Source organism: Paramagnetospirillum marisnigri, assembly GCF_001650715.1.
Taxonomy (GTDB): domain Bacteria; phylum Pseudomonadota; class Alphaproteobacteria; order Rhodospirillales; family Magnetospirillaceae; genus Phaeospirillum; species Phaeospirillum marisnigri.
Genome location: NZ_LWQT01000038.1, coordinates 115,637 through 139,798 on the forward strand (window position 1 = coordinate 115,637; position 24,162 = coordinate 139,798).

Here is a 24,162-nt window from a genome sequence, read left to right on the forward strand (position 1 = left end):
GACGGGCCGTTGGCGGCCGCAGAGTTGGGAACCCATGAGTCTGAAGCTCCCCAAAGCCCTGGTCCTGGCGATTTCGATGGTTGCGGCCTTGGCCGCCGCCATGGGCGACGCCTGGGCGGCCTCGGCCTCCGGAGCCCGTCTGGGACTGCATGGCGAGGGCGTTACCCGGTTCGTGGTCGATCTGTCGGAGTCCATCGACTTCAAGGTCTCCACCCGCCTCGATCCCTATCGGGTGGTGATCGAGGCCCCCGGCGTCGATTGGGTCGGAACACCCGGCATCGCCAAGCCCTGGGGCTCTGTCAACGGCATGCGGGCCGAGAACGGGCGCATCGTTCTCGATCTGCGCAAGCCCGCCCTGGTCAAGTCATCCTTCCTGATCCCGCCGCGTGACACGATGGGCTGGCGCCTGGTGGTGGATTTGGCCGAGACCACCCACGAGGCCTTCCAGGCCGCCGCCGATGGGGCCGCGCCGGTGCTGCGCCCCCCCGCCCCGCGTCAGGCCGTTGCCAAGACGACGCCCGCCAAGGCCCCGCCCGTGCTCAAGGCGCCACCGCCGATGGTCGAGGAGCCCCCCGCCGTGGCAGAAACCGCCATGCCGGTTCAGGTGGCGAGCGATCGCCCCGCCTCCAAGATCGTGCTGACCAGTCCCAATGCCTCGGCTGCGGCCGTGGCGCCCCTCCCGGCCCCCCCGCCCGCCGTGCCGATGCCGGTGGCGGCCCAGCCCCAGCCCCAGCCCCAGCCTCAGCCCCAGCCCGTGGCCGAGCCCGTCGCCGCCGCTCCGCCAGCCGCGGCGCCGATGCCGTTGGCGCGGCCGCTGGAACGGCCGCAACGCGGCGCCCCCATGATCTCGGCCCCCATGCCGCCGCCGCCCGAACGGCCCGTTTCCGCCCCGCCGCCGGTTCAACCGGTTGTGGCGGCGCCGCAACCGGCTCCGGTCACCCAGGCGGTGATGACCGCTCCCAATCCGGCTCCCCCCACCGCCGGAAGCGGTGCGGCCAAGGCCAAGGATGGCGTGCCGGTGATCGTGATCGATCCCGGCCATGGAGGTGTCGATCCCGGTGCCATCGGTGTCTCGGGCATCTATGAAAAGCACATCACCCTGGCCATGGCGCGCGAGTTGAAGACGGCGCTGGAGAAGGGCGGGCGCTATCGTGTCCACCTGACCCGCGACCGCGACGTCTTCATCCGATTGCGCGAACGCGTCACCCTGGCCCGGCAACAGGGCGCCGACCTGTTCATCTCGCTGCACGCCGACGCGGTGCAAAATCCCCAGATCAGGGGCCTGTCGGTCTATACCCTGTCCCAGAACGCCTCGGACGCCGAGGCGCAGGCCCTGGCGGAAAAGGAAAACAAGGCCGACCTGATCGCCGGTGTCGATCTCAGCCATGAATCCCCTGATGTGGCGGGCATCCTGATCGACCTCGCCCAGCGCGAGACCATGAACCGCTCGGCCGGATTCGCCACCGAACTGGTGGACGAGGTCGGCCAGGAAATGGACCTGCTGGGCAATACCCACCGTTTCGCCGGTTTCGCGGTGCTGAAGGCCCCGGACGTCCCGGCGGTGCTGGTGGAGATGGGCTATCTGTCCAACGATTTCGAGGAAAAGCAGCTGCGCCAGCCCCAGTACCGGGCGCGGCTGGCCAAGGCCATGGCCAAGGCGGTGGAACGCTATTTCCCGCCGTCGCTGAAGGCGAAGCGGCCTTAGAATGGGTCTGCGCCTCGTCGTCCTGGCCGCCGCCACCGTCCTGCTGACCCAGGCGGGAGCCGCCGAGGCCGGTCCCAAGCCCGACAATCTGTGCCTGACCTGTCCCCGGCCGGAACCGGCCTGCTGGATGGTGGTCTATCGCTGGCAGGACTACAACCTGAAGGCGGATTACGGCACCATCGTCGTCACCACCGCCGGGCCTCCCCCCGACGAGCAGGACAAGGAGCGGGCGCGCCAGCGGATTTTGCGCACATTGCCGCCCAATCATACCGTCGCCATTACCAAGAGCAGCCGCATCGCCTGCCCTCCGGGAGCGCGGGTGGAGTAGTTTAACCGCTCTCCACTTGACGGCGGCGGGGCGGACAAGCTACCACCGGGGCCAGACCGGCCGATGGCCTGCCGGAGTCGATCGGACCCCGTCTCGCGATGTATCGCTTCTTTCTTGGCATGATTTCCCTGCTGATCCTGTTGGCCATCGTGGCGGCGGGTGGGGCTCTGTTCGTGTTCTGGCATTTCGGCCGGGGCCTGCCCGATTATCACCAGCTGGCTCATTACGAGCCACCGATCACCACCCGCGTCTATGGCGGCGATGGTCGGCTGGTGGCGGAGTACGCGGTGGAAAAGCGCATCTTCGTCCCGCTGGAGGCCATTCCCCAGACGGTGAAGGACGCCTTCCTCTCGGCCGAGGACAAGAATTTCTATAGCCATGCCGGCATCGACCCGGTGGGCATCGCGCGCGCCATCGTGGTCAATCTGCGCAACCGGGGCAAGGGTGCCGACCGCCGCCCGGTGGGCGCCTCGACCATTACCCAGCAGGTGGCCAAGAATTTCCTGCTGACCAACGAGGTCTCCATCGAGCGCAAGGTCAAGGAAGCCATCCTGGCGCTGCGCATCGAGCGCACCTTCTCCAAGGACCATATCCTGGAGTTGTATCTGAACGAGATCTATCTCGGCGTCGGCTCCTATGGCGTGGCGGCCGCCGCGCTGAACTATTTCGACAAGGGCCTGGACGAGTTGAACCCGGCCGAGGCCGCCTATCTCGCCGCCTTGCCCAAGGCCCCCAACAATTACAACCCCCATCGTCACTATCAGGCCGCCAAGGAGCGCCGTGACTGGGTGTTGGGCCGCATGTTCGAGGACGGCAAGATCACCCAGGCCGAGTATCAGGCCAATGTGGTGGCCGCCCTGGAAGTGCGGTCGCGCAAGGAGATGCAGGCGACCCAGGGCGCCGACTACTTCGCCGAGGACATCCGCCGCGAACTGGCCGCCAAATACGGCGAATCGGCGCTGTACAAGGGCGGTCTGGTGGTGCGCGCCTCCATGGACGCCACGCTTCAGGCGGTGGGATCGAAGGTGCTGCGCCAGGGACTGGCCGCCTATGACCGCCGCCATGGCTATCGTGGTCCGCTGACCCGCATTCCGGTCTCCAACAACTGGCCGCAACTGCTGGCCGGGGTGGCCAAGCCCGGTGGCGCCAATGAAACCTGGGAAACCGCCGTGGTCATCGGCCTCAACGACCACGAGGTCACCCTGGGCCTAGTCGGCAACCGCACCGGCAAGCTGCCCTTCGCCGAGATGAAATGGGCGCGGCCCACCCTGGAAAAGCAGGCCTATGGCCCCATGCCGCATCGCCCCGGCGACGTCTTCGGCCAGGGCGACGTGATCCTGGTGGAGCCGGTGGAGAAGGCCGACGACGGCAAGGCCTATCCCGCCCACACCTATACCCTGCGTCAGGTCCCCAAGGTCGAGGGCGCCCTGGTGGCCATCGATCCCCATACCGGCCGAGTCCTGGCCATGGTGGGGGGCTGGTCCTACGGCAAGAGCCAGTTCAACCGCGCCAGCCAGGCCCTGCGCCAGCCGGGGTCGTCGTTCAAGCCCTTCATCTATCTGACGGCGCTGGAAAGCGGCTATACACCCTCCTCGCTGGTCCTCGATGCTCCCATCGCCCTGCCCCAGGGGCCGGGCCTGCCCCTGTGGCGGCCCAAGAACTACAGTGACGACTATCTGGGGCCGACCACGCTGCGCGTCGGCATCGAGAAGTCGCGCAACCTGATGACCGTGCGCCTGGCCCAGGCCATCGGCATGGAAAAGGTGGCCGACTATTCCCAGCGCTTCGGCATCTATGACAATCTGCCCCGCCAGCTGTCCATGGCGCTGGGCGCGGGCGAGACCACGCCGCTCAGGCTGACCGCTGCCTATGCCATGCTGGTCAACGGCGGCAAGAAGGTGCGCCCGACCCTGATCGACCGTATCCAGGACCGCAACGGCAAGACCATCTTCAGCCACGACCTGCGCTTTTGCGATGGCTGCTCGGCCAGCCGCTTCTCGGGGCAGGACATGCCGGTGCTGCCCGATATCCGCGAGCAGTTGGTGGACCCGGTTTCGGCCTATCAGATGGTCAATATCATGGAAGGCGTGGTCCAGCGCGGTACCGGCACCTCCATCCGGGCGGTGGGCAAGCCCCTGGCGGGCAAGACCGGCACCTCCAACGATTCCAACGATGTCTGGTTCGTCGGCTTCTCGCCCGATCTGGCGGTGGGGGTGTTCGTGGGCTTCGATGACCCCGCTTCCCTGGGGCCCAAGGAAACCGGCGGCTCCATCGCCGCCCCCATTTTCCGCGATTTCATGACGGAAGCGTTGAAGGGCAAGCCGCCGACCCCGTTCCGGGTGCCGCCGGGCGTGCGGCTGGTCCGGGTCAACGCCACCACCGGCAAGCCCGCCATGCCCGGCGATCCCAAGACCATCTACGAGGCCTTCAAGGGCGACGACCGCATGCCCGGCGACGAGGAAGAGGTGTTGGAAGGCGGCGGAACCCTGGATGGCGGTTTCAGCTTCGCCCCCTATCTCGGCACCGAGGAAGGCGCGGCCTCGGCCGTGTCGCCCCAGGGCGGTGTTCCGGCCGGGGCCGGCGGACAGCCGATGCCGCCACCGGCGGCGGTCGGCCCGGCGCCATCGGCGGGTGGGCTGTATTAGGACGCTTGCTCGGCGGCGTCGGGCTCATCGCGCAGGGTGAAATAGAAGGTCGATCCTTCGCCGGGAACCGACTCCACCCACATGGTTCCACCATGGATGTCGACGATCTTGCGGCAAATGGCCAGTCCAATGCCGGTGCCCTCGTATTTTCCGCGGGGGTGCAGGCGCTGGAACAGCTTGAAGATGCGGTCGTAATACTGCTGCTCGATGCCGATGCCGTTATCGGCCACGGAAAAGCACCACTGCGACTGCTGGCGTTCGGCGGCGAGGGTGATGCGGGGGGGGCGGTCGGGATGGCGATACTTGATGGCGTTTCCGACCAGATTCTGGATCAGGCGGGTGAATTGCAGCCGATCGGCATGGATGACGGGAAGCGAGTCCGCCGTTATAACCGCGCCGCTCTCCTTGATAGCGATGGCCAGATTGGCCAAGGCTTGTGACACCGCCTCCGAACTGTCGAATTCGACCACGGCATGGCCTTTGCCGCCGACCCGGGAATACTCCAGCAGATGCAGGATGATGGCCTGCATGCGGTTGACGCCGTCCACCATGAAGCCGATGAATTCAACGGCCTCGGAATCCAGCTTTCCCTTGTAACGGCGCTCCAGCAATTGGGCATAGCTGGCGATCATGCGGAGCGGTTCCTGCAGGTCATGGGACGCCACATAGGCGAATTCCTGCAGATCGGCATTGGACAGGGCCAGCTGTTTGCTCTTTTCCTGCAATTCGGCCTTGGCTTGCTCCAGATCGTCGATCTGGCGCCGCATGTCCTGGGTCTGGACGATGATGCCCCCCGTCAAGGGACGTAAAACCAGCAACAGACCGATGACTCCGGCCATGGCCAAGCCGATGGCCGACAGTGTCACCACCAGGACCAGCGTATCGACCGAGGCGGTTGCCTCGCCTTTGTCCATGCGCATCACCAGGGCCCATTCGGTCCCGGGGATGGGGGTGGCGACCAGGATGGGGTCCCTGGTGGCGTCGAAGCGGGTCTGCTGGCCGTTCGCGGCGGCGGCGATGCGGCTGACGGGATCGTCCTGGGCGAGGCGCGCTCCCGCCTGGATGCGATCGCGGCCAAACGGGATCAGCAATTGGGGCGGGCTTTGCGTCAAGACGATGGCCATGTCGCCGGTAGTGCCCAGGCCGCTTTCGTCTCGCAGGATACCAACCAGCCGACGGGCGTCGATCAGGGCCAGATCGGTTCCCAGCCGCTGGCCACCGCGGCTGATGATGGGGGCCGCCACCACCACATAGGGCAGGTTGTCGATGACCATGGGCGGCGTGATGATGGGACGGCTCGAGTCCGGCCCCGGCAGGGCGGCGTGGGACCAGTCGAATTTCTGGCCGATGGCGACCACCAGTTCGCCCTTGGCCCCCAGGCGAACGATGCCCATCAACTCGGCCGACAGGTTGAGGGCATCCAGCAGCTTGTCGCGGGTGAAGTCGGAGACCGAGGCAAGGTCTATCCTGCCGTCGTGGTATTCCGCCAGCTTGTCGCGGATGACGGTGCGGCTGGTGATCTGTTGCGCCAAGCCTCGCCCGCGTGACAGGAACTCCTCGGCGGCCATGGCTTTCAATTCGACCATGTGGCCGAGGGAGCCATAGGCGGCATCGCGCAGGGTGATTGCCAGTGGCCCCACACTGGCGCCGGTAATGACCAGGCAAATGGCCGTCATAACCGCAGCCGAATATATGGCGATGGAGCGCCGCAATCGCTCCGCGTTGATTTCTGCCAGCCCCGCCTCCTGCCATGGCAGTGAAGAATCAGAATCTTATCCGTATTGGATAGGAACGAGAATGTGTATTCAACTGGCTTGATTGATGCGTCTAGGCGGCTTGTGATGCGTCGCGCAGGGTAAAGAAGAAGGTGGTGCCCTGGCCCGGTTGCGAGGTGACCCAGATGGTGCCGCCAAGGCGCTGGACGATACGGCGGCACAAGGCCAGCCCGATGCCGGTTCCCCCTGGGAATTTGATGGGCTCCAGGCGCTGGAAGATGACGAAGATCTTCTCGAAGTAATCCGCTTCGATGCCGATGCCGTCATCACGCACCGCGATGCGCCAAGTGGACCGCTCCCCGGGTTCGGCGGCGATCTCGATGCGCGGCGGCCGGTCGGGATGATGATAGGTCAGGGCGTTTTCGATCAGGTTCTGGAACAGGCTTTCCATCTGGTGGCGTTCGGCAAGGACCTTGGGCAGGCGGCCCGAGATGGTGATCTGGCCCGCCACCGCCTCTATGGAGGGGGCGAGTTTGGCCTGGACGGCGGCGACGACCTCTTCAAGGTCGACGGGAAGCAGTACCGGCGGAGACGTGGACACGCGGGCATAATTCAGCAGGTCCGGAATCATGGTGGACAAATGCTTGGTGCCGCCGACGATGAAGTCGATGAACTCGTCGGCGTCGTTATCCAGCCGCCCCTTGTAGCGTCGGGCCAGCAACTGGGCATAGCCGGTGATATTGCGCAGCGGAGTCTGCAGGTCGTGGGAGGCGACATAGGCGAACTGTTCGAGATCGGCATTGGATCGGGCCAGTTCCTCGGTCCGCCACTCCAAGGCCCGCCAGGTCCGCAGCAACCCGACGGCCCCCAGGCTGGTGACCACCAGGAAGGCGGCGGCCAGGGCCAGGATCTTCACCGCCTCGTGGCGCCATTCCCCGAGATAGTCCTCGGTTGCCAGCCCCACCAGCGTGATCAGCGGGTAATTGGCGATGGGCTGATACGAGAAGGTACGGTTGATGCCGTCGGCTCCCGCCACCGCCTGATAGGTGCCACCCTTGGGGTTGGCGGTGATCCGGGAGCGGAAGGTGTCGGAGACCTTGGTCTGGCCGACATAACCGGCATGGGGAAAACGGGCCAGCAGATCGAATTCCCGGCTGGCGTCGCCGCGCATGACCACGGTTCCCTTGGGGCCGACTTCCAGGTCGTTGAACTTGCGCTCGAACCAATCGATGGTGACCGGGGCAAAGACAACGCCGCCGAAGCCGCCTCCGGGCAGATCCATCCTGCGGGCGAAAATCAGCACCCACTTGCTGCTCACCCGTCCCAGGATCGGCTGCGAAATGGCGAAGCCGGTTCCCGGCTTGTCGCGCAATTGCAGGAAATAGTCGCGATCCAGGACGGAGATTCCCGGCGGGACGCCCCCCGAACCCGCGACAATATTGCCTGACGGATCAGCAAAACGCACGCTGTCGGCCATGGGCAGGCGGGACTGCAGACGGGTGAGGAAGGGTTCCAGTTCATGGGGGGTGTTGGCGATCCCCGTCCCGCGCAGGCGTTCCACTTCATCCAGAACGGAGCGAAGCGCCAGATCGATATAGTCGATATCGCCCGCGATGCTTTGCGAGACCAGGCGGTTGGTGTTCCGGGAGCTCACCTCGGCCCGGTCCTGGTATTGGCGGTAGCTGGCGTCCAAGGCCACCCAGGCCAGGGCCAGGACCAACAGGTTGACGAAGGCCAGCAAAGCGACCGCACGCCATCGCGATACCCCCAGTCGCAAGGCCACCACGGTTGCTCCCCCCCAATTGCACCGTTTAAAACTCACCCCATAAGCCTACACCATTTGTGCGCGGGGGAGAACGGGCAAGCGGCCAACCGGGCGGTTCCCTTGATCAGGGAATCCGCCAACAACCGCCTGTCTCAACCGTGGAGACGGCTGAGGAATCCAGCGGTTTCATCCGGCAGGCCGTCCACGGTCGAAGCCGATTAGCGGGCGCTCCAGATCACCCGAATGGTACCGGAAACCTTGTCGGGCCGGGCCGCCATTTCCTCGATATTGGAGGCAATTTCCCGGATCGACGCGTCTGCTGCTGGATGGCGCCAAAGGCCAAGCGGGAAATATAACCTTAGTCTTGTATTGTATCTTTGCTAATGTTGATGGCCAGCTCTGCGCCGAATGGGTAAATGTCCGAGGAAGTCCGCTGATGATCGAGTTCCTGCCGCTTCTCCAGGCTTCGGTACTGCTGCCGGTATTGTGGCTGCTGCCGGGGATTGCCCTGCTGATTCTCCTGCTGCGTATCGTGGCGCGACGGCTGCGAAGCCCGTTGGCCGAGACCGCGCTGGACAGCCTGATGGCCGAGGCAAGGCAGCAACAGCCGGAACGGGCCGAGGCCGAGATTGTCGGCGCGCTGCGGCGAGATCCGGCCCTGGTCGAGCACGCCATCGCCGCCGTCGGACGGCGGCACCCGACCCTGCCGGTGTTTTCCGGGTCGTGGCGGTTCCGGATGGTGTTGCGCCATCGGCTGGAAATGCTGGAGCGGCAATGCCGCGGCGCTCACTCCCCATCCCGCGGCGTTCACTCCCCATCCCATGGCGGTCTGGTGGCGGGACTGGTCCTGCTGGGGATCGGGGGGCCGGTCCTGCTCGGCAGCGGCCTGTTCACCGCCCAATCCGTCTGGCAAGGCATGGCCAACACCGACAGGAGCATCGAGGTCTTCTACGCCGCCTTCATCTTGTTTGGGGGCGTGGCCACCCTGGCGGGGGGGGCCTTCTGCCTGGGGGGCGGCTGGCTGCTGCTCCGGTATCGCAAGGCGAAGCGAGGCGAGGCTACGCCGCGCTCCTGAGACCGGCCGCCTTGTCGTCGCTGGCGGAGGCAAGCGGCGTCACCGTGGCATCGCAGCCCCCGACATCCTTCCAGTATCCGCAGCTGGAAAGCGCGATCCAGCGGGCTTCGTCCGCGTTATCGGCGCTGACCTCAAGAACTTCCGGCTTGGCCGGCTCCCGGGTGATGGAAACAAGAAACTTCGGCATTGCCGATCTCCTATAAGGCACGTTCCCGCATGGGTCTCTTTTGCCCGTATTCACGGCGAAAGTGGTTCCTGAAGTTCACATTCCGGCCATGCGAAATTGCTGCCATGCACAAATGTTGTGTCATGGAACATTTGGGCTATCCCAGGCGGGCGGGTTCGACCAGCAGGATGACGCCATCGGGATCAACGGCCAATGCCGCCAGTCCCGCGATCCGGGAACATGCCGCCACCAAGGGGGGAAGCGGATGAATGGTCTCGGCGGCAAGCTCACGCAGACCGACCTCGCCCGGGACCTGGATCGCGACCTCGCCCTGTTTGAGGCGCAGCACCAGCAAGCACCCCGCCGCCGCTTCGCGTGGCAGGCCCAGCAGGTCCTCGATGGAAGGGGTGGTGGAAACGATGCCGTCCAGGGGGTGCATGGCGGCAACCTGACGGCTCGGCATGGCGAAGCGGGTTCCGGCGGCAACGAAGGTCACCACCGCCAGAGAAGCTTCCGCCGTCATCCCAGACCGGCCCGGTAGTCGGTGAAAATGCGTTCCAGGTCCAGCAGGGTCACCAGATGGCCGCCGAATTCGACGATGCCCAGTACCATGGGCCTGCGATTTTCGGCGATGGTATGGGGCGGTGCCAGCAACCGACTTTGCGGGATGTCCATCACCTCCTCGACGCTGTCGACGCGCACGCCGCTGCGCATGTCCGCGCCCAGGCAAAGCAGGATACGGGAATTGTCCTGGGTGAGCGCCGGAGCATAGCCCATCACCGCGCGCAGATTGACGACGGAGTCGATATCGCCGCGCACATTGATGACGCCTTCCAGCGATCCGGGGCAGCCGGGCAGATAGAAGACCGGGCTGTCGGGCAGCACTTCGCGGACCTTGTCGCCCAGGAAGGCGAACCAGTCGCCGTCCAGGGTGAACACCACCAGCTTCAATTGCGGCTCGTCCACATTGACGATGGCCCGGGCCTCGCCCCGGCGGGCTTCGAGAATCTGTTCGAGGGAAGGATCGCTATCGCTCATGGGAGCGGCTCCAGGGAGGCCAGTTCGATCCGGTTGCGCCCGCCGCGCTTGGCCTCGTAAAGCGCCTTGTCCGCCGCGTCCACCAGCCGCTCGCCGGATATCTCGGGGAAGCGGGAAATGCCGCCGCTGAAGGTGCAGGAAAATGTCTGGTCGCCGCTTTGGAATTTCAGCCGGGAGAAATCCTCGCGCAGGCCGTTGATGATGCCCAGTGCCTCTTTCAGGCTGACATTCGGCATGATGATGGCGAATTCCTCGCCGCCATAGCGCCCGATCAGGTCGGTGGTGCGCAGCCTTTGCTGCAGCAGCCGCGCCAGCGCCACCAGCACCTGATCGCCGATGGGATGCCCGTGGGTGTCGTTGACCGTCTTGAAGAAGTCCACGTCGATCATCACCATGCAGACCTTGCCATTCTCACGCCGTGCCGCCGCCAGCGTGGTCTCCAGGTACTGGGCCAGGAAGGTATGGTTGAACAGCCCGGTCAGGCCGTCGCGCACCATCAGCGAGCGGAGCGTGCGCATCCGCTCGGCCCGGATGGCCACGGCGCTGATCAGGTCCTCGGGCTGGATCGGCTTGGTGAGGAAGGCCTCGGCACCGACCCGCATGGCGGAGACCTGGGTCACCTTGTTGGTCTCGCTTGACAGGAAGACGATGGGCAGGCTGATGAAGTCGGGGATCTGGCGGATCAGCCGCGACAGGTCGCGCCCGGTGCATTGGGGCATGTACATGTCCATCAGCACCAGATCGGGCCGGAACTCGGCCAGCGCCTCCAGGATGCCGCTGGGTTCGTGCAGCAGGCTGGTGGTCATGCCCGCCTCTTCCAGGATCAGGCTGTGGTACTCGGCCACCTCGGGCTCGTCGTCCACCACCAGGATGCGGAAGGGCTCGGGCTCGCGCCGCGAGGTGATGTTGTCCAGGGTTTCCACCAGTTCGATGGCCCGGATCGGTTTGGGGAAATAGGCATGCCCCCCGGCCACCACCGCCCGCAGGCGGGCGTCGAAATCACGCCGGGCCGAGACGAAGATCACCGGCGGCGGCTTGGGCATCTCGCGGCGCAGGCTGGTGATGGCCTCGGTGCCGGTATGACCGCCGCCAGGGAACATGATGTCCATGATCACGGCGTCGGGGGGATTGGACATCACCGCCGAGCGCAGGGCGTCGGGCGAGGAAAAGTTGACCACGGCGTAACCGAAGCAGCTCAGTTGCATCCCCAGGGTCTCGGCGGCCAGTTCGTCGTCGTCGCACATATAGATGCGCTTGCGCGGCCCCTCGTTGGCGCCGTTCACGCTCAGGTCGAAGGCCGGGGTCTGGGTGGCCTGCTGGCTTTCGGTGGATAGCGCCTCGGTGGCCAGGGCCAGGATGCGGGCGAGCAGGGTGTCCATCTCGGCGACGCTGGCCGAGACCGCCATCACCCGGGCATCGTCGTCCAGGGCTCGAAAGGCCAGGATGACCTCCTCGCCCGTGGCGCCCTGGCTGCTGATCTCCTCCAGGCCGAACGAGGCCGCGGTTCCCTTGAAGGAATGGAAGATGCGGTAAAGATCGTCCAGGATGCCGGGCTCCCGGGGGGCCAGCATCAGGCGGCCGCTCAATTCCCGGCCCAGGGCGACGGTGTCGGGGACCTTGCCCAGGAAGGTCAGGCGCAGCTTCTGGACCTTCTCGCGCAGGGTGGGCTTGCGTGCCTCCATGGTCTACGTCTTCCCGTGCTTGGCGAGGGCGGCGGCGATGGCCTCCATCAGCGAGGTCTCCAGGGTGAAGTCCTTGGTCAGGCAGCCGTCCAGCCGGGGTTCCTCGGCCAGCAGCGGGCCGGGCTCGTCGCCGGTCAGCAGGATGAAGGGAATGCCCTCGCCCTGGTCGCGCAAATTGCGGAACAGGTCGATGCCGCTGACCAGCGGCATGTTCATGTCCGAGACCACCAGATCGAAGGGGCCGCGTTCGGACAGGGCCTCGGTGGCGTCGATGCCGTTCTCCACCATCACCACGTCGTGCCCGGCATCTTCCAGGACCGCGCCGGTCATCTCGCCCGCCATGGCATCGTCGTCAACCACCAAAATACGCATGCTTCGCCCGCCCTTTTCCGGCCGTTTCACCCTAACAGACTGCGCAATGTATCCACCAGACTGCTCTGGTCGAAGTCGCCCTTGACGATATAGGCGTCGGCACCGACCTGGATGCCGCGCCGCTTGTCCTCTTCCTTCTCGCGCGAGGTCACGATGATGATGGGGCGCTCGCGGTAGCGTTCCTCCTGGCGCAGGGCGGCGGTCAGCGAGAACCCGTCCATGTTGGGCATTTCCACATCGGTCAGGACGGCGTCGAAATCGCCCGCCCGCGCCTTCTGCAGTCCGTCCAGGCCGTCCTCGGCCAGGGTGACCACATAGCCGTGGGCTTCCAGCACGTCCTTCTCGATCTCGCGGGTATTGAGGGAATCGTCCACCACCAGCACCCGCACGGCGGCGGGCTGGTTGCCGGTTCCCGCCTGGACGGCCGGGGTGCGGGCACGCCGCGCCATATCCAGCAGCACCGGGGCGTGCAGGACGCTGACCAGGGTGTTGCGCCCGGTCATCACCATTCCCGCCACCAGGGGCAGATGGCGCAGATGTTCGGGCAGCGGCTTGATTACCATGTCGCGCTCGTCGAGCAGTTCGTCCACCCTGAGCGCCAGCTTCTCGTTGCGGACCCTGACGACCACCAGCAGCAGGGTGTTCCTGAGCGGGCGCCCCTCGGGCAGGCCCAGCACTCCCGCCAGCGAAACAACCGGAATGAACTCGTTGTCGATCACCACCGCGTCGCGCTCGGCCACGCTGAGCAGCCGCGTGGGCGGCAATTCCAGCAATTGCGCCACGTATTGCGCGGTGAAGCCGAAGCTCTGGCCCCCAGCCGACACCACCAGCACCCGCATCACCGCCAGGGACAGAGGCAGGCGCAGGAAGAAGGTGGTGCCCTTGCCCGGCACGGTTTCCACCCCGATCACGCCCTGCAGGTCATCGACGATGGTGCGCTTGACCACGTCCATGCCGACGCCGCGTCCCGAGACCTCGGTGATGATGGAACTGGTGCTGAAGCCGGGCGAGAAAATCAGGTCGATGGCCTCGGAATCGGGCATGGCGGCGGCCTGTTCCGCCGTCACCAGGCCCTTGCGCACCGCCTTGTCGCGGATGGCGGGCAGCGGCAGGCCGCCGCCATCGTCGGCCACTTCCACCACCACCCAGCCGCCATCCTGGCGGGCACCCAGCCGGATGGTGCCAAAGGCGGGCTTGCCCGCCGCCTTGCGGGTGGCGGCATCCTCGATGCCGTGATCGACAGAATTGCGCAGCAGATGGACGATGGGATCGTTGAGGCGGTCGATCAACTGGCGGTCCAGCTCGATCTCGGTGCCGACCACGGCGCATTCCACGTCCTTGCCCAGCGAGCGGCCGAGATCGCGGATCAGCCGCGCCGCCGGTTCCAGCACGATGGCCAGGGGCAGCATGCGCATGACCAGCGCCTTGGCGTGCAACTCGTCCATGAGCAGTTCCTGCGAGAACACATCCTCGCGCAGGTCGCGGGCGAAGCCGGTGATCTGCGCCTGCTCGCCCAGGTCCTGGGTGTCGCGTTCGATCTGGCGGATATCCACCAGACGCTGGCGCAGGCGGGCATGGCTGGAGACCACCTCGCCCATCAGGCGGATTAACTCGTCCAGCTTGGTCAATTGCACCCGCACCGTGTCGGCGGATTTGAGCCGGACTTCGGGCGGCGGCGCGGCGGCGGGCGTCGTGGCCTCGGTGATTGGCGCGGCAGAGGGGGCGGCGGGCTGCTGGGGAGCAGACGCGGGCTCTGTCGGCGCGTTTCCCAGGACGGCGGCAAGGGCGGCGCACAGGGCGGGGTCGGGTTCGCTCGGCTGGCCGCCCTCGGCCACCATGTCCACCTGGGCTCCCAGGGCGTCGATGCCGCGCTGCAGCAGGCGGCGCAGGTCGGGGGTCCAGGCCAGCGAGCCTTCGCGCAGGGCGCCCAGAACGTCCTCCACCTTATGGGCGGTTTCGGTGATCTGGACCAGCTTCAGCATCCGCGACGAGCCCTTGACCGTATGGGCCGAGCGGAAGATGGCATTGACGGTCTCGGAATCCGTGGGATCGGCATCCAGGATCGCCAGTCCGTCTTCCACCTTGCGCAGATGGTCGCGGGCCTCATCGACAAAGCGGGCGGTGAACCGCTTGATATCCAGCGCCATGGCCTAGCGTCCCACCGCCCGGGCGCCGCCGGTCTGGCGTTCGCACAGGAACCGGACCTCGGCGATTGGAAGGCCCAGGGGCAGGGCCAATCCGCCATCGGGATCGGGCTGGGCGGCCAGTTGCTGTGCCGCCAGCCGATAGCTGCGCCGAGCCGGTTCGACGGCGCCGCTGCTCCGGTACAGCTCCCCCAGATAGTAGTGGGCGGGCCAGCAGTCGTGGCGGATATACACCGCCTTCTTGAACCAGGCGATGGCGTCGGGCCCGGCGCCTTGCCATTTGGCGGTCAGCCCCAGCAAGACCAGCCCGTCCATGGACCATTCGTCGGCGGCCAGGGCGCGGGTGCCGAGCTCGGCGGCGGCGGCGAAGTCGCGGGCCAGCATGCGGGCATAGCCTTCCAGGGCCAGCAGGGTGGCATCGGCGGGCGGCAGCCGGTTGCGGGCGCCCAGCAGCAAGTCGAGGCGATCAAAGCGCTTGTCGCGGATCAGGGTCCGGGCCTCGTCCACGCTGATCCCTGCGGGCGAAGGCGGCGGTGTCGTGGTTGACGGAGGTGGAACCATGGCGAGACGGGGAGCCACCGGCGCCGGCATGGGGGCGGGCGGCGGTGGGGGAGGCGGTGGGGGCGCTGGGCGTGGCGGCGCGGCGGCGGGGGCTTCGCGCGTGAAATAGAAGGCGCCTTCGTCCACCACCAGCCGGAACACCCCCAGGTCATTGGCCAGGGTCTCGGCCGATCCGATCACCAGATGGCCCCGTTCGGTCATGGCGCGATGGAAGGCCTGCTGGATCACCTTGCGGGTATCGGCGTCGAAATAGATGGAGACATTGCGGAAGAACACCACGTCCAACTCGCTCAAGGCCGGAGGAAACGAGTCCGCCAGCAGGTTGAGGTGGTGAAAGCTCACCATGGCCTTGACCCTGTCGTCCACCACCATGCCGTCACGTCCCGACGGATGGAAATAGCGCTGCCGCAAATCCGGCGACAGGCTGCGGAAGGAAAAGGCGGTATAGCGCCCGGCCCGCGCCCGGGCCAGCGCATGGTGGTCGATATCGCCGCCCAGGATGCGCACCATGCGCGCCGCCGCCTCGCCGAACTTCTCCAGCAGGGCGATGGCGATGGAATAGGGTTCCTCGCCAGACGAACACCCTGCCGACAGGATGCGGATGGGCAGGCGGGCGCCATCGGCCGCCAGCAGGCGCGGCATCAGCCGCTCCACCAGCAGGGTCAGCTGCTCGGGCTCGCGATAGAAATAGGTTTCGTTGATGGTGAGCAGGGTGACGAATTCCTGGAACTCATCCTCGCCGGAAACCAGCTTGGTGAAATAGCCCGCCAATGTGGCCGACCCGCTGGCGGTCATGCGCTTCCTGATGGCGATGACCAGGGGTTCCTCGCCGACGCCTTCCAGCAGCAGGCCGCAGCGGGTCCGGATCAGATCCTTGAAGGGGGCGAGCTCGGCCGGGGTCATGCCGTTGCTCCCGGACCCACTCCGGCGATGTCACACAGCGCGCCGGCCAGATCCTGCAGGGACAGCACCCTTTGCACCCAGCCTCGCTCGATGGCGATGGCGTTCATGCCAAAGATCACCGAACTGCCCTCGTCCTGGCCCAGGGTGATGCCGCCAGCCGCCTGCACCGCCTGCATGCCGCCGACGCCGTCGCTGCCCATGCCGGTGAGGATCACGCCGACCGCGTGGCGTCCCGCCACCTCGGCCACGCTGGTCAGCAGGGCGTCGCAACTGGGCTGGTAGATCTGGCGGGCCTGCCTCGGCACCAGGGCGATGCTGCGGGCCGGGGTGACGGTCATGTTCCATTCGGACGGCGACAGATAGACGGTTCCCGCCGACAGCCTGTCTCCGTCGACGGCCAGGCGGACCGGCATGGCCGAGATGGAGTTCAGCCAATCGGCCATGCCCGAGGCAAAGCCGTCGGAAATATGCTGGGCCACCACCACCGGGCAGCTTACCCCCGGTCCCATCCAGCCCAGCAGGGCAGCCAGGGCCTGGGGGCCTCCGGTGGAGGAGGCGATGGCGACGATGCGCTGGTTGTCCGTGGCTGGGGCGATGGCCTGCGCGCCGGGGGCGGGGCGTGACACGGCGGGGGGGGCATCCTGCCGGGCGGTGGCCGATCCGGGCCGGGTGCGCGGCACGGTGATGACCGGAATCTTGGACACCAGCCGCGCCTTATCGATGAATTCCTCCAACTCGCGGGCCGAGGTCATGTTGGGCTTGCCCACCACGTCGACGGCGCCGCGCGACACGGCGCCATAGGCCTTCTGCGCATCGGCGACACCGCTGACCACCAGGATGGGTGCGGCCTTGGTGCACATGATCTCCTCGATGGCCTCCAGCCCCCCCATCTCGGGCATCTCCAGGTCCATGGTCACCAGATTCGGCCGCAGACGGCGCGTCATCTCGATGGCCTCCAGCCCGTTCCGGGCTTCGGCGACCACCTCGAAATCCGCTTCGTCCTCGAAGATGGAGCGCAGCATGGTGCGCGCCACGCTGCTGTCATCGACGATGAGGACCGAAATCTTGCCGGTCGTGGCCATCAGGAGGCGGCGGTCTCGAGCGAGAAGCTGTCCACCTTCTCGCCCAGTTCACCGGAAAGCGCGGTCATCTCGTGACTGACCTCCCTGATCCGCGCCAGGGACTGGGCGGTATGGCTGCTGGCGGCGACGATCTCGCGCAGCGCCACCACCACCTGATTGCTGGCGGTCTTCTGCTGCTGGGTCGACAGCGAAATCTGCTGGGCGGCGCTGGTGGTCTGGCGGGCGGCGTCGACCATGCCGCCCAGAAGGGAGGCGGTGTTGCTGGTGGCGGCCATGCCGTCGGAAATGCTGGTGCCGCCCTTTTCCGAGGTGATGATCAGGCGCGAGATGGAATCCTGGATCTGGCTGACCTTGGTTTCGATCTCGCCGGTGGAATCGGTGACGCTGTCGGCCAGGCGGCGGATTTCGGCGGCGACGACCCCGAAGCGGCGGCCGGCTTCCCCGGCGCTGGCGGCCTCCAGGGCGGCGTTGAAGGCAATCAGCTTGGTCTGGTCGGCGATGGCGTTGATGATGGACATCACCTTGCTGATTTCCTTGGACCGCGTGCCCAGTTCCAGGATTTCGCTGAGGCTGTTGCCATTGTCGTGCTGGATGTCGGCCATCTTGGACAGGACCAGATCCATGGCCTCGGCGCCGCGCTTGCTTTGCTCCCAGGTCTGGTTGGCGATGTCGACCACCGACTTGGAGTGCTCGGAAATCTGGGTCGACGAGGCCGACAGCTCTTCCATGGTCGAGGTGATCTCGGCCACCGAGGCCGACATTTCGCTGGAGGTGGCGGCCTGGCCTTCCACCGCTCCATCGATCTCGTGGATGGAGCCGATGGCCGCCAGGGCATGGGAACGCACCTGCGCCACCAGATTGTGCAGACGGGCGCGCATGCTTTCCACCGCCAGGGCCAGCTGGCCGATCTCGTCGCCGCCGCCGCCGACCACCGGCTGAGCCAGGTCGCCGCTGGCCACGCGTTCGACACTTTCGGACAGGCGGCTAATGCGGGCGGTGAGATGGCGGGCCGCGGCGATGGCAAGCCCAAGCCCCAGGGCCAGGGCCAGGATCGCCACCAGCAAGGCGGTGTTGCGGGCGTCGGCCATGGAGGCGACATAGCGGCCGCGATCCATGGACAGTTCGATGACGCCGATGCGCTTGCCCGAGAAATCGGCGATATCGGCGGCATAGACGGCGCGGGGGCCTTCCGGAACGTTGACATGCATGATCTGGGCGGTGCCGGCGAAGGCCTTGGCCAGGGCGGCGGTGTCGAACAGCGGAGTCTTGCCCATGGTGGAGGCGAAGGTCACGGGCTTGCCGTCCTCCATCAGATACATGGCGATGTCCACATTTCGCTCGGCCTTGAAGGCGTCGAAGAAGCCCTGGCCGAAGGTCAATCCGAACTCCACCGTGCCCACATGGCGGCCCCGGTCTGAGACCGGCACCACGCCACGGATGCCCAGGCCCGCCACGCCGCCTTCCAGGCCGCGGGTCGGCTTGCGGCTTTCATTGGCCAGCACCACGGTGCGCCGGAATGACGACAGGTCGTCGCCGAATTTCTCGGGCTTGTGCAGCCGCAGGAACGATGTGGCGGGTGGTGCGTGGAACTGGAACTGCTCGGCGCCAAAGCCCTGGGCCATGGCCCCCCAGCCCGGCTGCAGCATGGCGGTCAGCGCGCCCCGGTCGCCGCTGGCGAACTTGTCTTGAACCGCCGGGATCGACGCGGTGAGGCTGGCCAGCGACTCCGCCATGCGGCTTTGCAGGGTGATACGGTCGGCCACGGCCTTGAAGTGACCTTCCAACTCGGCCCGCTCGGCCTGGCCGATGACATCGTCCATGGCGCGCAGGTTGGATATGGTCAGAAGAAGCGCCACCACCACGATGGCGGCCCCCATGGCCAGCATCAATTTCGCGCCGAGCCGCAAATTCTCGAACATGCTTCAACCCACCCTGATCTCTAAGCTTAATTAGATAATTACAATCTGTCACCGGCTTGGCAAGCACTTCGCCTCGCATATGGGCAGTAAAAATGTATCGAGAAGAAGCGAAAGTCGGTCAGTTGGAGCGATCGGGCAAGTTCAGTGACAAAATCATTCTAGGGGGTGGGCATGGGGAAGCGCGTGGTGGTTGTCGATGATTCCGGATTTCAGCGGATGATTTTGCGGGATGTTCTTTCCCAATTGCCTTGCGAGGTTGTCGATGAAGCGGAAAACGGGATCGAGGGCGGCGCGGGTGGTTTCCAACCTGGCCCCCGACATTGTCTTCCTGGCCGACCGAGCGCCGCCCTATCTGCATGAAGGTGCGTCAACGTCTAAGCGCAATGGTAATGTATCGCGATGTGTCTAATCGTAAAAAGTTTTGTCAAGGCGGTATTTTGTGTCGGATTGTTATTGAATCTGGGGCAGTCTGAATATGCGGAGGTCCCGAGCCTGTCGCCTTTGGTTGAGTCATCGGTGGGAGTTGGCCGTTATACGCGGCAAAGCGATGGGTGTTTCTGTCATGAGTGTGATTCAGTCCCTGGAAGTGGTCTCGACCCTGTTCGATGTCGATGGCGGGCGCGAGGCTGGCTTCAAGCGCATGAATTCCGTCGCCGCCGATATGGGGTTTCCCTATTGCATCTGCGCGCCGGTCCGCAACCATCCCCAGGCGGACCGCCAATGGGCCTTCACCAGCTATCCGGCCAAGTGGCAGGAAATCTATGTCGAGAAGCAATACCTGCCGCGCAACCCGATCCGTCGCCATGCCCTGACCTCGGCGCGGGCCTTCGTCTGGTCGGAACTGGAACGGGACCTGCCGGAAGCGGAGCGTGACCTGTTCAGGGATTGCCGCGCCTGCGGCATGGAAGATGGCGTCGTGGTTCCCGTTCACGGCCCCTGGGGGCAGGTGATCACCATCGGCTTCGCCACCGACCGGGTGGCGGCGATCACCCCGGCCGCCATCCAGAAGCTTCAGGTCCTGGCCAACTGCTTCACCTCCGTCTTCAACGACGAGTCCTATGCCAGCGCCATTCACCTGACCGAGCGCGAACAGGAAATCCTGCTCCGCGTCGCCCAGGGCTATGGCGGATTTCAGGTCGCGAAGCTGCTGGAGCTGTCGCCCAATTCCATCGAATGGCACATGAAGAACATCTTCAACAAGCTGTGCGTCAGGAACCGAACGGCGGCCGTGGTCAAGGCCGTCCAGCTCGGCCTCATCCAGATTTAGCCAGACTGGCTGGTCTGTGTTATGGCGATGGTATTAAGCAATATCGCGTCACATCTCGACAATATAATGGCGAGCGTCTAAGTGCGTCTAAAGTAACGTGCAAGACTACCAATTTCCGTGGGTATCTATACATTCGATGTGTCTGTACCGTGAGTTGCCTCCGGTGTTGCTGGCGGCTGTCTGGATTTTGGCGCGCCATCGTGCGCTTGCCGTATTTCGAGGGGGCGCTTTCATCATGACCAGGATCACGCCCATCCATGGCCGCAAGCCCAGGGACAAGATGTCGCGGGCGCCCATGATCACCGCCCTGGAGCCGCGCATCATGTTCGACGGCGCCGCCGTGGTGGATGCCGCCCATGCCGCCATGGACGCCGCCGCCAAGGCCCAGATCGACGCGGCTTCCGCCCCGGTGGTGGTGCGCGAAGGCGACCCAAGCAAGGATAACGGCAAGAAGGAAGTGGCCTTCGTCGATACCGGCGTCGCCGATTACCAGACTCTGGTGGCCGGGGTGCGCGCGGGTGTCGAGGTGGTGCTGATCGACGCGGGCCAAAGCGGCCTCGCCCAGATGGCGAAATGGGCGGAGACCCATTCCCGCTATGACTCCATCCATGTACTGAGCCATGGCTCCGAGGGCATGTTGCGCCTGGGCCGCGATGCCATCACCGCAGCCAGCCTGTCGGAGTCCACGGTACAGGCCGAACTGGTGGTGCTGGGCCAGGCCCTGACCAATGACGGCGATCTGCTGGTCTATGGCTGCGACGTGGCCAGGGGGAATGACGGGCAGGCCTTTGTCACTGGCCTCGCGACGGCCACGGGCGCCGATGTGGCGGCGTCGGACGACGCGACCGGCGCGGCGGCCAAGGGTGGCGATTGGAGTTTGGAAACCGTATCGGGCGATGCCTCGGCCATTGGCGCCACCCCCGTTGCCTTCGATGACTATCGGGGGGTGCTGGGCACTGCCCCCACCCTCGACCTCAACGGCGTGGGCGCCGGAACCGGCAACAGCCTAACCCTGGCGGCGGCGGCCAACGGTCTGGCGGTTTCCTCCGCCACTGCCAATGATCCCGACAACGCCTGGAACGGCGGTACGCTTACGGTTCAGCGGGTTACCGCCGGGGGGGGCGCCGATGGCAATCTCAACGATATCTTCAGCTTCGGCTCGGGCGTGACCTCCAACCGCACGGTGACGCGAGGGCAGGACGTCACCGATGGCACTCTGACCATCGGCGGCACCCAGGTGGCGAGTTGGACCTATACCAGCGCCACCGGGCGTCTGCTGGTCACCTTCAATGCCGCTGCCGACAACGCCCATGTCCAGACCCTGGTGCGGAATATCGGCTATTCCAACAGTACGCCCTACGGCAGTGCCCTGGTGCGCTTGGCCCTCAACGACGGGGAGTTCACCGTCAATGCCGATGCCACGGTGACCAGTTCCACCATCTATGTGGACCAGACCAGCTATGACGCCGATGGCGACGGCGCCGACGGCTTCAATCTGGCCGAGGCCCTGGCCAAGGCGGTGGACGGCGACACGGTCAAGATCCAGGGCGGCACCTATCGCGGCCAGTTCCGGGCCGCCACCGCCGTCACCATCGAGGCCGCCGGGACCGGCACCGTGACTCTGGAAGCCCCCAATACCGCCGACATCACCGCCTCGGCCCAGTCGGGGATGAGCGGCAGGCTCCGCTATGCCATCCTCGATCTGCGGACCACCACCCCGGATTCCGGCACGGTGACCGTGCGCAACCTGACCATCGACGGTCGCTTCCAGGCCCCCAGCACCGGGGGTAACGGCAACGAGGACATGATCGGCGTCGCCGCCCATGACACCAATGCCCTGATAGACGCCGTCACCGTCAAGGGCATCTCGGCGCCGCTGGAATCCAATGGCGACTACAGCGGCAACAGCGAGAATTTCGGCATGGTGGTGGAAGGCACCGCCGCCAATCCGGTATCGGTGACCATCCAGAACTCGACCATCGGCACTTTCCAGAAGACCGGCATCATCGCCTGGGGCGCGGGACTCACCGTCACCATTCGCGACAACACCATCACCGCCGTGGGCACCCTGGGCGCCTCGAACCAGAACGGCATGCAGATCGGATCGTCGGGCGGGCGGGCGGGCGTCCTGGCGACCATCACCGGCAATACCATCACCAATCTGGGCTCCAACGACAGCGTCTATTCCGCCACCGGTGTCCTGCTGCGCCAGGCTGGCGTGTCCGAGGTCGCCAACAACGTCTTCCGCACCACCGGAACCCCGGTGTTCGGTGGCGCCACCACCGCCATCGGCCTCAACGAGATGACGGCCAGCGTCAATGTCCACGACAACGACCTGGGCAATGTCTGCCAGGGCATCCTGGTGGAGTCGCCCTACGGGACGCCCTATGTCGGCTCCCACACCCTGGCGAACAATAACGGCAATGGCGTCTATTACACCATCATCGACAGCCATGATCCCTCGCTCGGCGACCCGGTCGCCAATGCCGAAACCATCACCCTCAACACCTCGGCCACCATCACCAATGGTCGGGGCTTCATCGACTATATCCTCAGCGATGGCCTCGACCGCTTCACCGATACCGGCGCGGCGGCCAGCCATGTGGATGGCGGCGCGGGCAACGACACCCTGACCACCGGTTCGGGCAATGACGAGATCACCGGCGGCGCGGGCGACGACGTGCTGACCGGCGGTGGTGGGCGCGATACCTTCATCCTTAGCGCCGCCGACGTGGTCACCGACTTCTCGACCATCAACGACAAGCTGCGGGTCAAGGGCACGGTGGTCGCCGCCAACCGGGTCAGCGTCGCCGACAATGGCGCCAATGCCGTGGTTTCGGTGGACACCGACGGCAACGGCTCGGCCGATCTGACCGTCACCCTGAACGGCTTGGCCGGACTCACCGCCGCCGATCTGCATGTCACCAATGACGGCACCAATACCGACATCACCATCAACCGCACGCCGACGACGTCCGGCGGAACGCTGTCTGCCACGGGCCAGGTGGGCAAGAACTTCAGCTTCACCCTGCCCAACGGCACCTTCAGCGATACTGATACCGGCGACACTCTGACCTATAGCGCCAGCAGCCTGCCCGCCGGTCTAAGCTTCAATGCCGCCACCGGCGTCATTTCCGGCACCCCCAGCTCGCCCGGCGGCGGCACGGTGACCATCACCGCCACCGATGCCGGAGGCCAGAGCGTCACCAAGACCCTGACCATCACTGTCGCGGCGGCCGAACAGCCGCCCGTGCCGCCACCGCCACCACCACCACCACCGCCTCCTCCTCCCACGCCGCTGCCGCCCACGCCGCTGCCTCCGCCACCACCACCTCCTCCTCCGCCACCGCCGCCGCCGGAAGCACCTCCGGCTCCGCCGCCGCGTGAGGCGGCGCCCGTGCTGACAGTGCCCACGGCCAACGCTTTCCAGGTGGTGGTGGCGGCCAGGGCGGCAGGGGCGCCCGACGCGCTGGTGGTGAATGCTCCCATGCGCGATACGGTAATCGCCGAGGGCAACCGCATTTCCGTGACGGTTCCGGCGGAAGCCTTCGCCCATACCCGGGGCGACGCCGTGGTGACCCTGACTGCGACGCGGGAGAACGGGGCGTCCCTTCCCCCCTGGATGGCGTTCAACCCGCGCACCGGCACCTTCGAGGGCACGCCGCCGCCCGGCTTCCGGGGCGAGGTGGTCGTCAAGGTCATCGCCAAGGACAACCAGGGCCGCGAGGCGGTGCAGACCTTCAAGATCGTGGTCGGCGAGGCCGGTCAGGGCAATGTGGCCCCGGCCGGGGGCGA

18 protein-coding genes are annotated in these 24,162 nt (G+C 66.0%); 6 read left to right on the forward strand and 12 right to left on the reverse strand.

Annotated elements, in window-relative coordinates; translation table 11 throughout:
• The first annotated feature begins 34 nt into the window (after positions 1–34).
• The 3 genes from A6A04_RS03705 (at position 35) to A6A04_RS03715 (ending at position 4,678) form a co-directional block, all read left to right on the forward strand.
• Positions 35–1,705, forward strand: a complete 1,671-nt coding sequence (locus A6A04_RS03705) for an N-acetylmuramoyl-L-alanine amidase (protein ID WP_068490032.1) — start codon at positions 35–37, stop codon at positions 1,703–1,705.
• A 1-nt stretch (position 1,706) separates the two neighbouring features.
• A complete protein-coding gene (locus A6A04_RS03710; protein WP_068490034.1) occupies positions 1,707–2,033 on the forward strand; it encodes a hypothetical protein in 327 nt (108 codons plus the stop codon).
• A 98-nt stretch (positions 2,034–2,131) separates the two neighbouring features.
• On the forward strand, positions 2,132–4,678 hold the full coding sequence (locus tag A6A04_RS03715) for a penicillin-binding protein 1A (protein WP_068490036.1): 2,547 nt from the start codon (positions 2,132–2,134) through the stop codon (positions 4,676–4,678).
• On the opposite strand, the gene A6A04_RS03720 is transcribed toward A6A04_RS03715, so the two are convergent.
• Both A6A04_RS03720 and A6A04_RS03725 read right to left on the reverse strand, forming a co-directional pair.
• Positions 4,675–6,354 carry a sensor histidine kinase gene (locus A6A04_RS03720; RefSeq protein ID WP_156612456.1) on the reverse strand — a complete coding sequence of 560 codons (1,680 nt, stop codon included), beginning with the start codon at positions 6,352–6,354 and terminating at the stop codon, positions 4,675–4,677. The two genes, A6A04_RS03715 and A6A04_RS03720, sit on opposite strands and share 4 nt — an antisense overlap.
• A gap of 151 nt (positions 6,355–6,505) precedes the next feature.
• On the reverse strand, positions 6,506–8,179 hold the full coding sequence (locus A6A04_RS03725) for a sensor histidine kinase (protein WP_068490040.1): 1,674 nt from the start codon (positions 8,177–8,179) through the stop codon (positions 6,506–6,508).
• A gap of 415 nt (positions 8,180–8,594) precedes the next feature.
• Here A6A04_RS03725 and A6A04_RS03730 point away from each other — a divergent pair, with 415 nt between their 5' ends.
• A complete protein-coding gene (locus tag A6A04_RS03730) occupies positions 8,595–9,233 on the forward strand; it encodes a hypothetical protein (RefSeq protein ID WP_068490042.1) in 639 nt (212 codons plus the stop codon).
• On the opposite strand, the gene A6A04_RS03735 is transcribed toward A6A04_RS03730, so the two are convergent.
• The 10 genes from A6A04_RS03735 to A6A04_RS22155 form a co-directional block, all read right to left on the reverse strand.
• On the reverse strand, positions 9,217–9,420 hold the full coding sequence (locus A6A04_RS03735) for a hypothetical protein (protein ID WP_068490044.1): 204 nt from the start codon (positions 9,418–9,420) through the stop codon (positions 9,217–9,219). The two genes, A6A04_RS03730 and A6A04_RS03735, sit on opposite strands and share 17 nt — an antisense overlap.
• Before the next feature lie 136 nt (positions 9,421–9,556).
• Positions 9,557–9,922: a hypothetical protein gene (locus A6A04_RS03740; RefSeq protein ID WP_068490046.1), complete on the reverse strand. Its 366-nt coding sequence runs from the start codon at positions 9,920–9,922 to the stop codon at positions 9,557–9,559.
• Positions 9,919–10,437: a chemotaxis protein CheW gene (locus A6A04_RS03745; protein ID WP_068490048.1), complete on the reverse strand. Its 519-nt coding sequence runs from the start codon at positions 10,435–10,437 to the stop codon at positions 9,919–9,921. Before A6A04_RS03745 ends, A6A04_RS03740 begins: the two co-directional genes overlap by 4 nt.
• Positions 10,434–12,119: a diguanylate cyclase gene (locus A6A04_RS03750; protein ID WP_068490051.1), complete on the reverse strand. Its 1,686-nt coding sequence runs from the start codon at positions 12,117–12,119 to the stop codon at positions 10,434–10,436. The genes A6A04_RS03745 and A6A04_RS03750 overlap by 4 nt, the downstream gene beginning before the upstream one ends.
• A gap of 3 nt (positions 12,120–12,122) precedes the next feature.
• Positions 12,123–12,491: a response regulator gene (locus A6A04_RS03755; protein WP_068490054.1), complete on the reverse strand. Its 369-nt coding sequence runs from the start codon at positions 12,489–12,491 to the stop codon at positions 12,123–12,125.
• Positions 12,492–12,517: 26 nt separating this feature from the next.
• Entirely contained in the window at positions 12,518–14,638 is a 2,121-nt protein-coding gene (locus A6A04_RS03760; RefSeq protein ID WP_068490056.1) for a hybrid sensor histidine kinase/response regulator, read from the reverse strand.
• Positions 14,639–14,641: 3 nt separating this feature from the next.
• A complete protein-coding gene (locus A6A04_RS03765) occupies positions 14,642–16,099 on the reverse strand; it encodes a CheR family methyltransferase (RefSeq protein ID WP_068490058.1) in 1,458 nt (485 codons plus the stop codon).
• Entirely contained in the window at positions 16,096–17,181 is a 1,086-nt protein-coding gene (gene cheB / locus A6A04_RS03770; protein WP_068490060.1) for a chemotaxis-specific protein-glutamate methyltransferase CheB, read from the reverse strand. The genes A6A04_RS03765 and cheB overlap by 4 nt, the downstream gene beginning before the upstream one ends.
• A complete protein-coding gene (locus A6A04_RS03775; protein WP_068490061.1) occupies positions 17,181–19,100 on the reverse strand; it encodes a methyl-accepting chemotaxis protein in 1,920 nt (639 codons plus the stop codon). Before A6A04_RS03775 ends, cheB begins: the two co-directional genes overlap by 1 nt.
• Before the next feature lie 153 nt (positions 19,101–19,253).
• A complete protein-coding gene (locus A6A04_RS22155; RefSeq protein ID WP_156612457.1) occupies positions 19,254–19,406 on the reverse strand; it encodes a hypothetical protein in 153 nt (50 codons plus the stop codon).
• A 256-nt stretch (positions 19,407–19,662) separates the two neighbouring features.
• Between A6A04_RS22155 and A6A04_RS03780 the strand changes: the two genes are divergently transcribed.
• The gene (locus A6A04_RS03780) at positions 19,663–20,367 is read left to right on the forward strand and encodes a helix-turn-helix transcriptional regulator (protein ID WP_068490064.1); all 705 of its coding nucleotides are present in this window, start codon (positions 19,663–19,665) and stop codon (positions 20,365–20,367) included.
• A 235-nt stretch (positions 20,368–20,602) separates the two neighbouring features.
• Positions 20,603–24,162, forward strand: a 3,560-nt coding sequence (locus tag A6A04_RS03785; RefSeq protein WP_172822727.1) for a DUF4347 domain-containing protein, incomplete at its 3' end; no start/stop codon positions are given.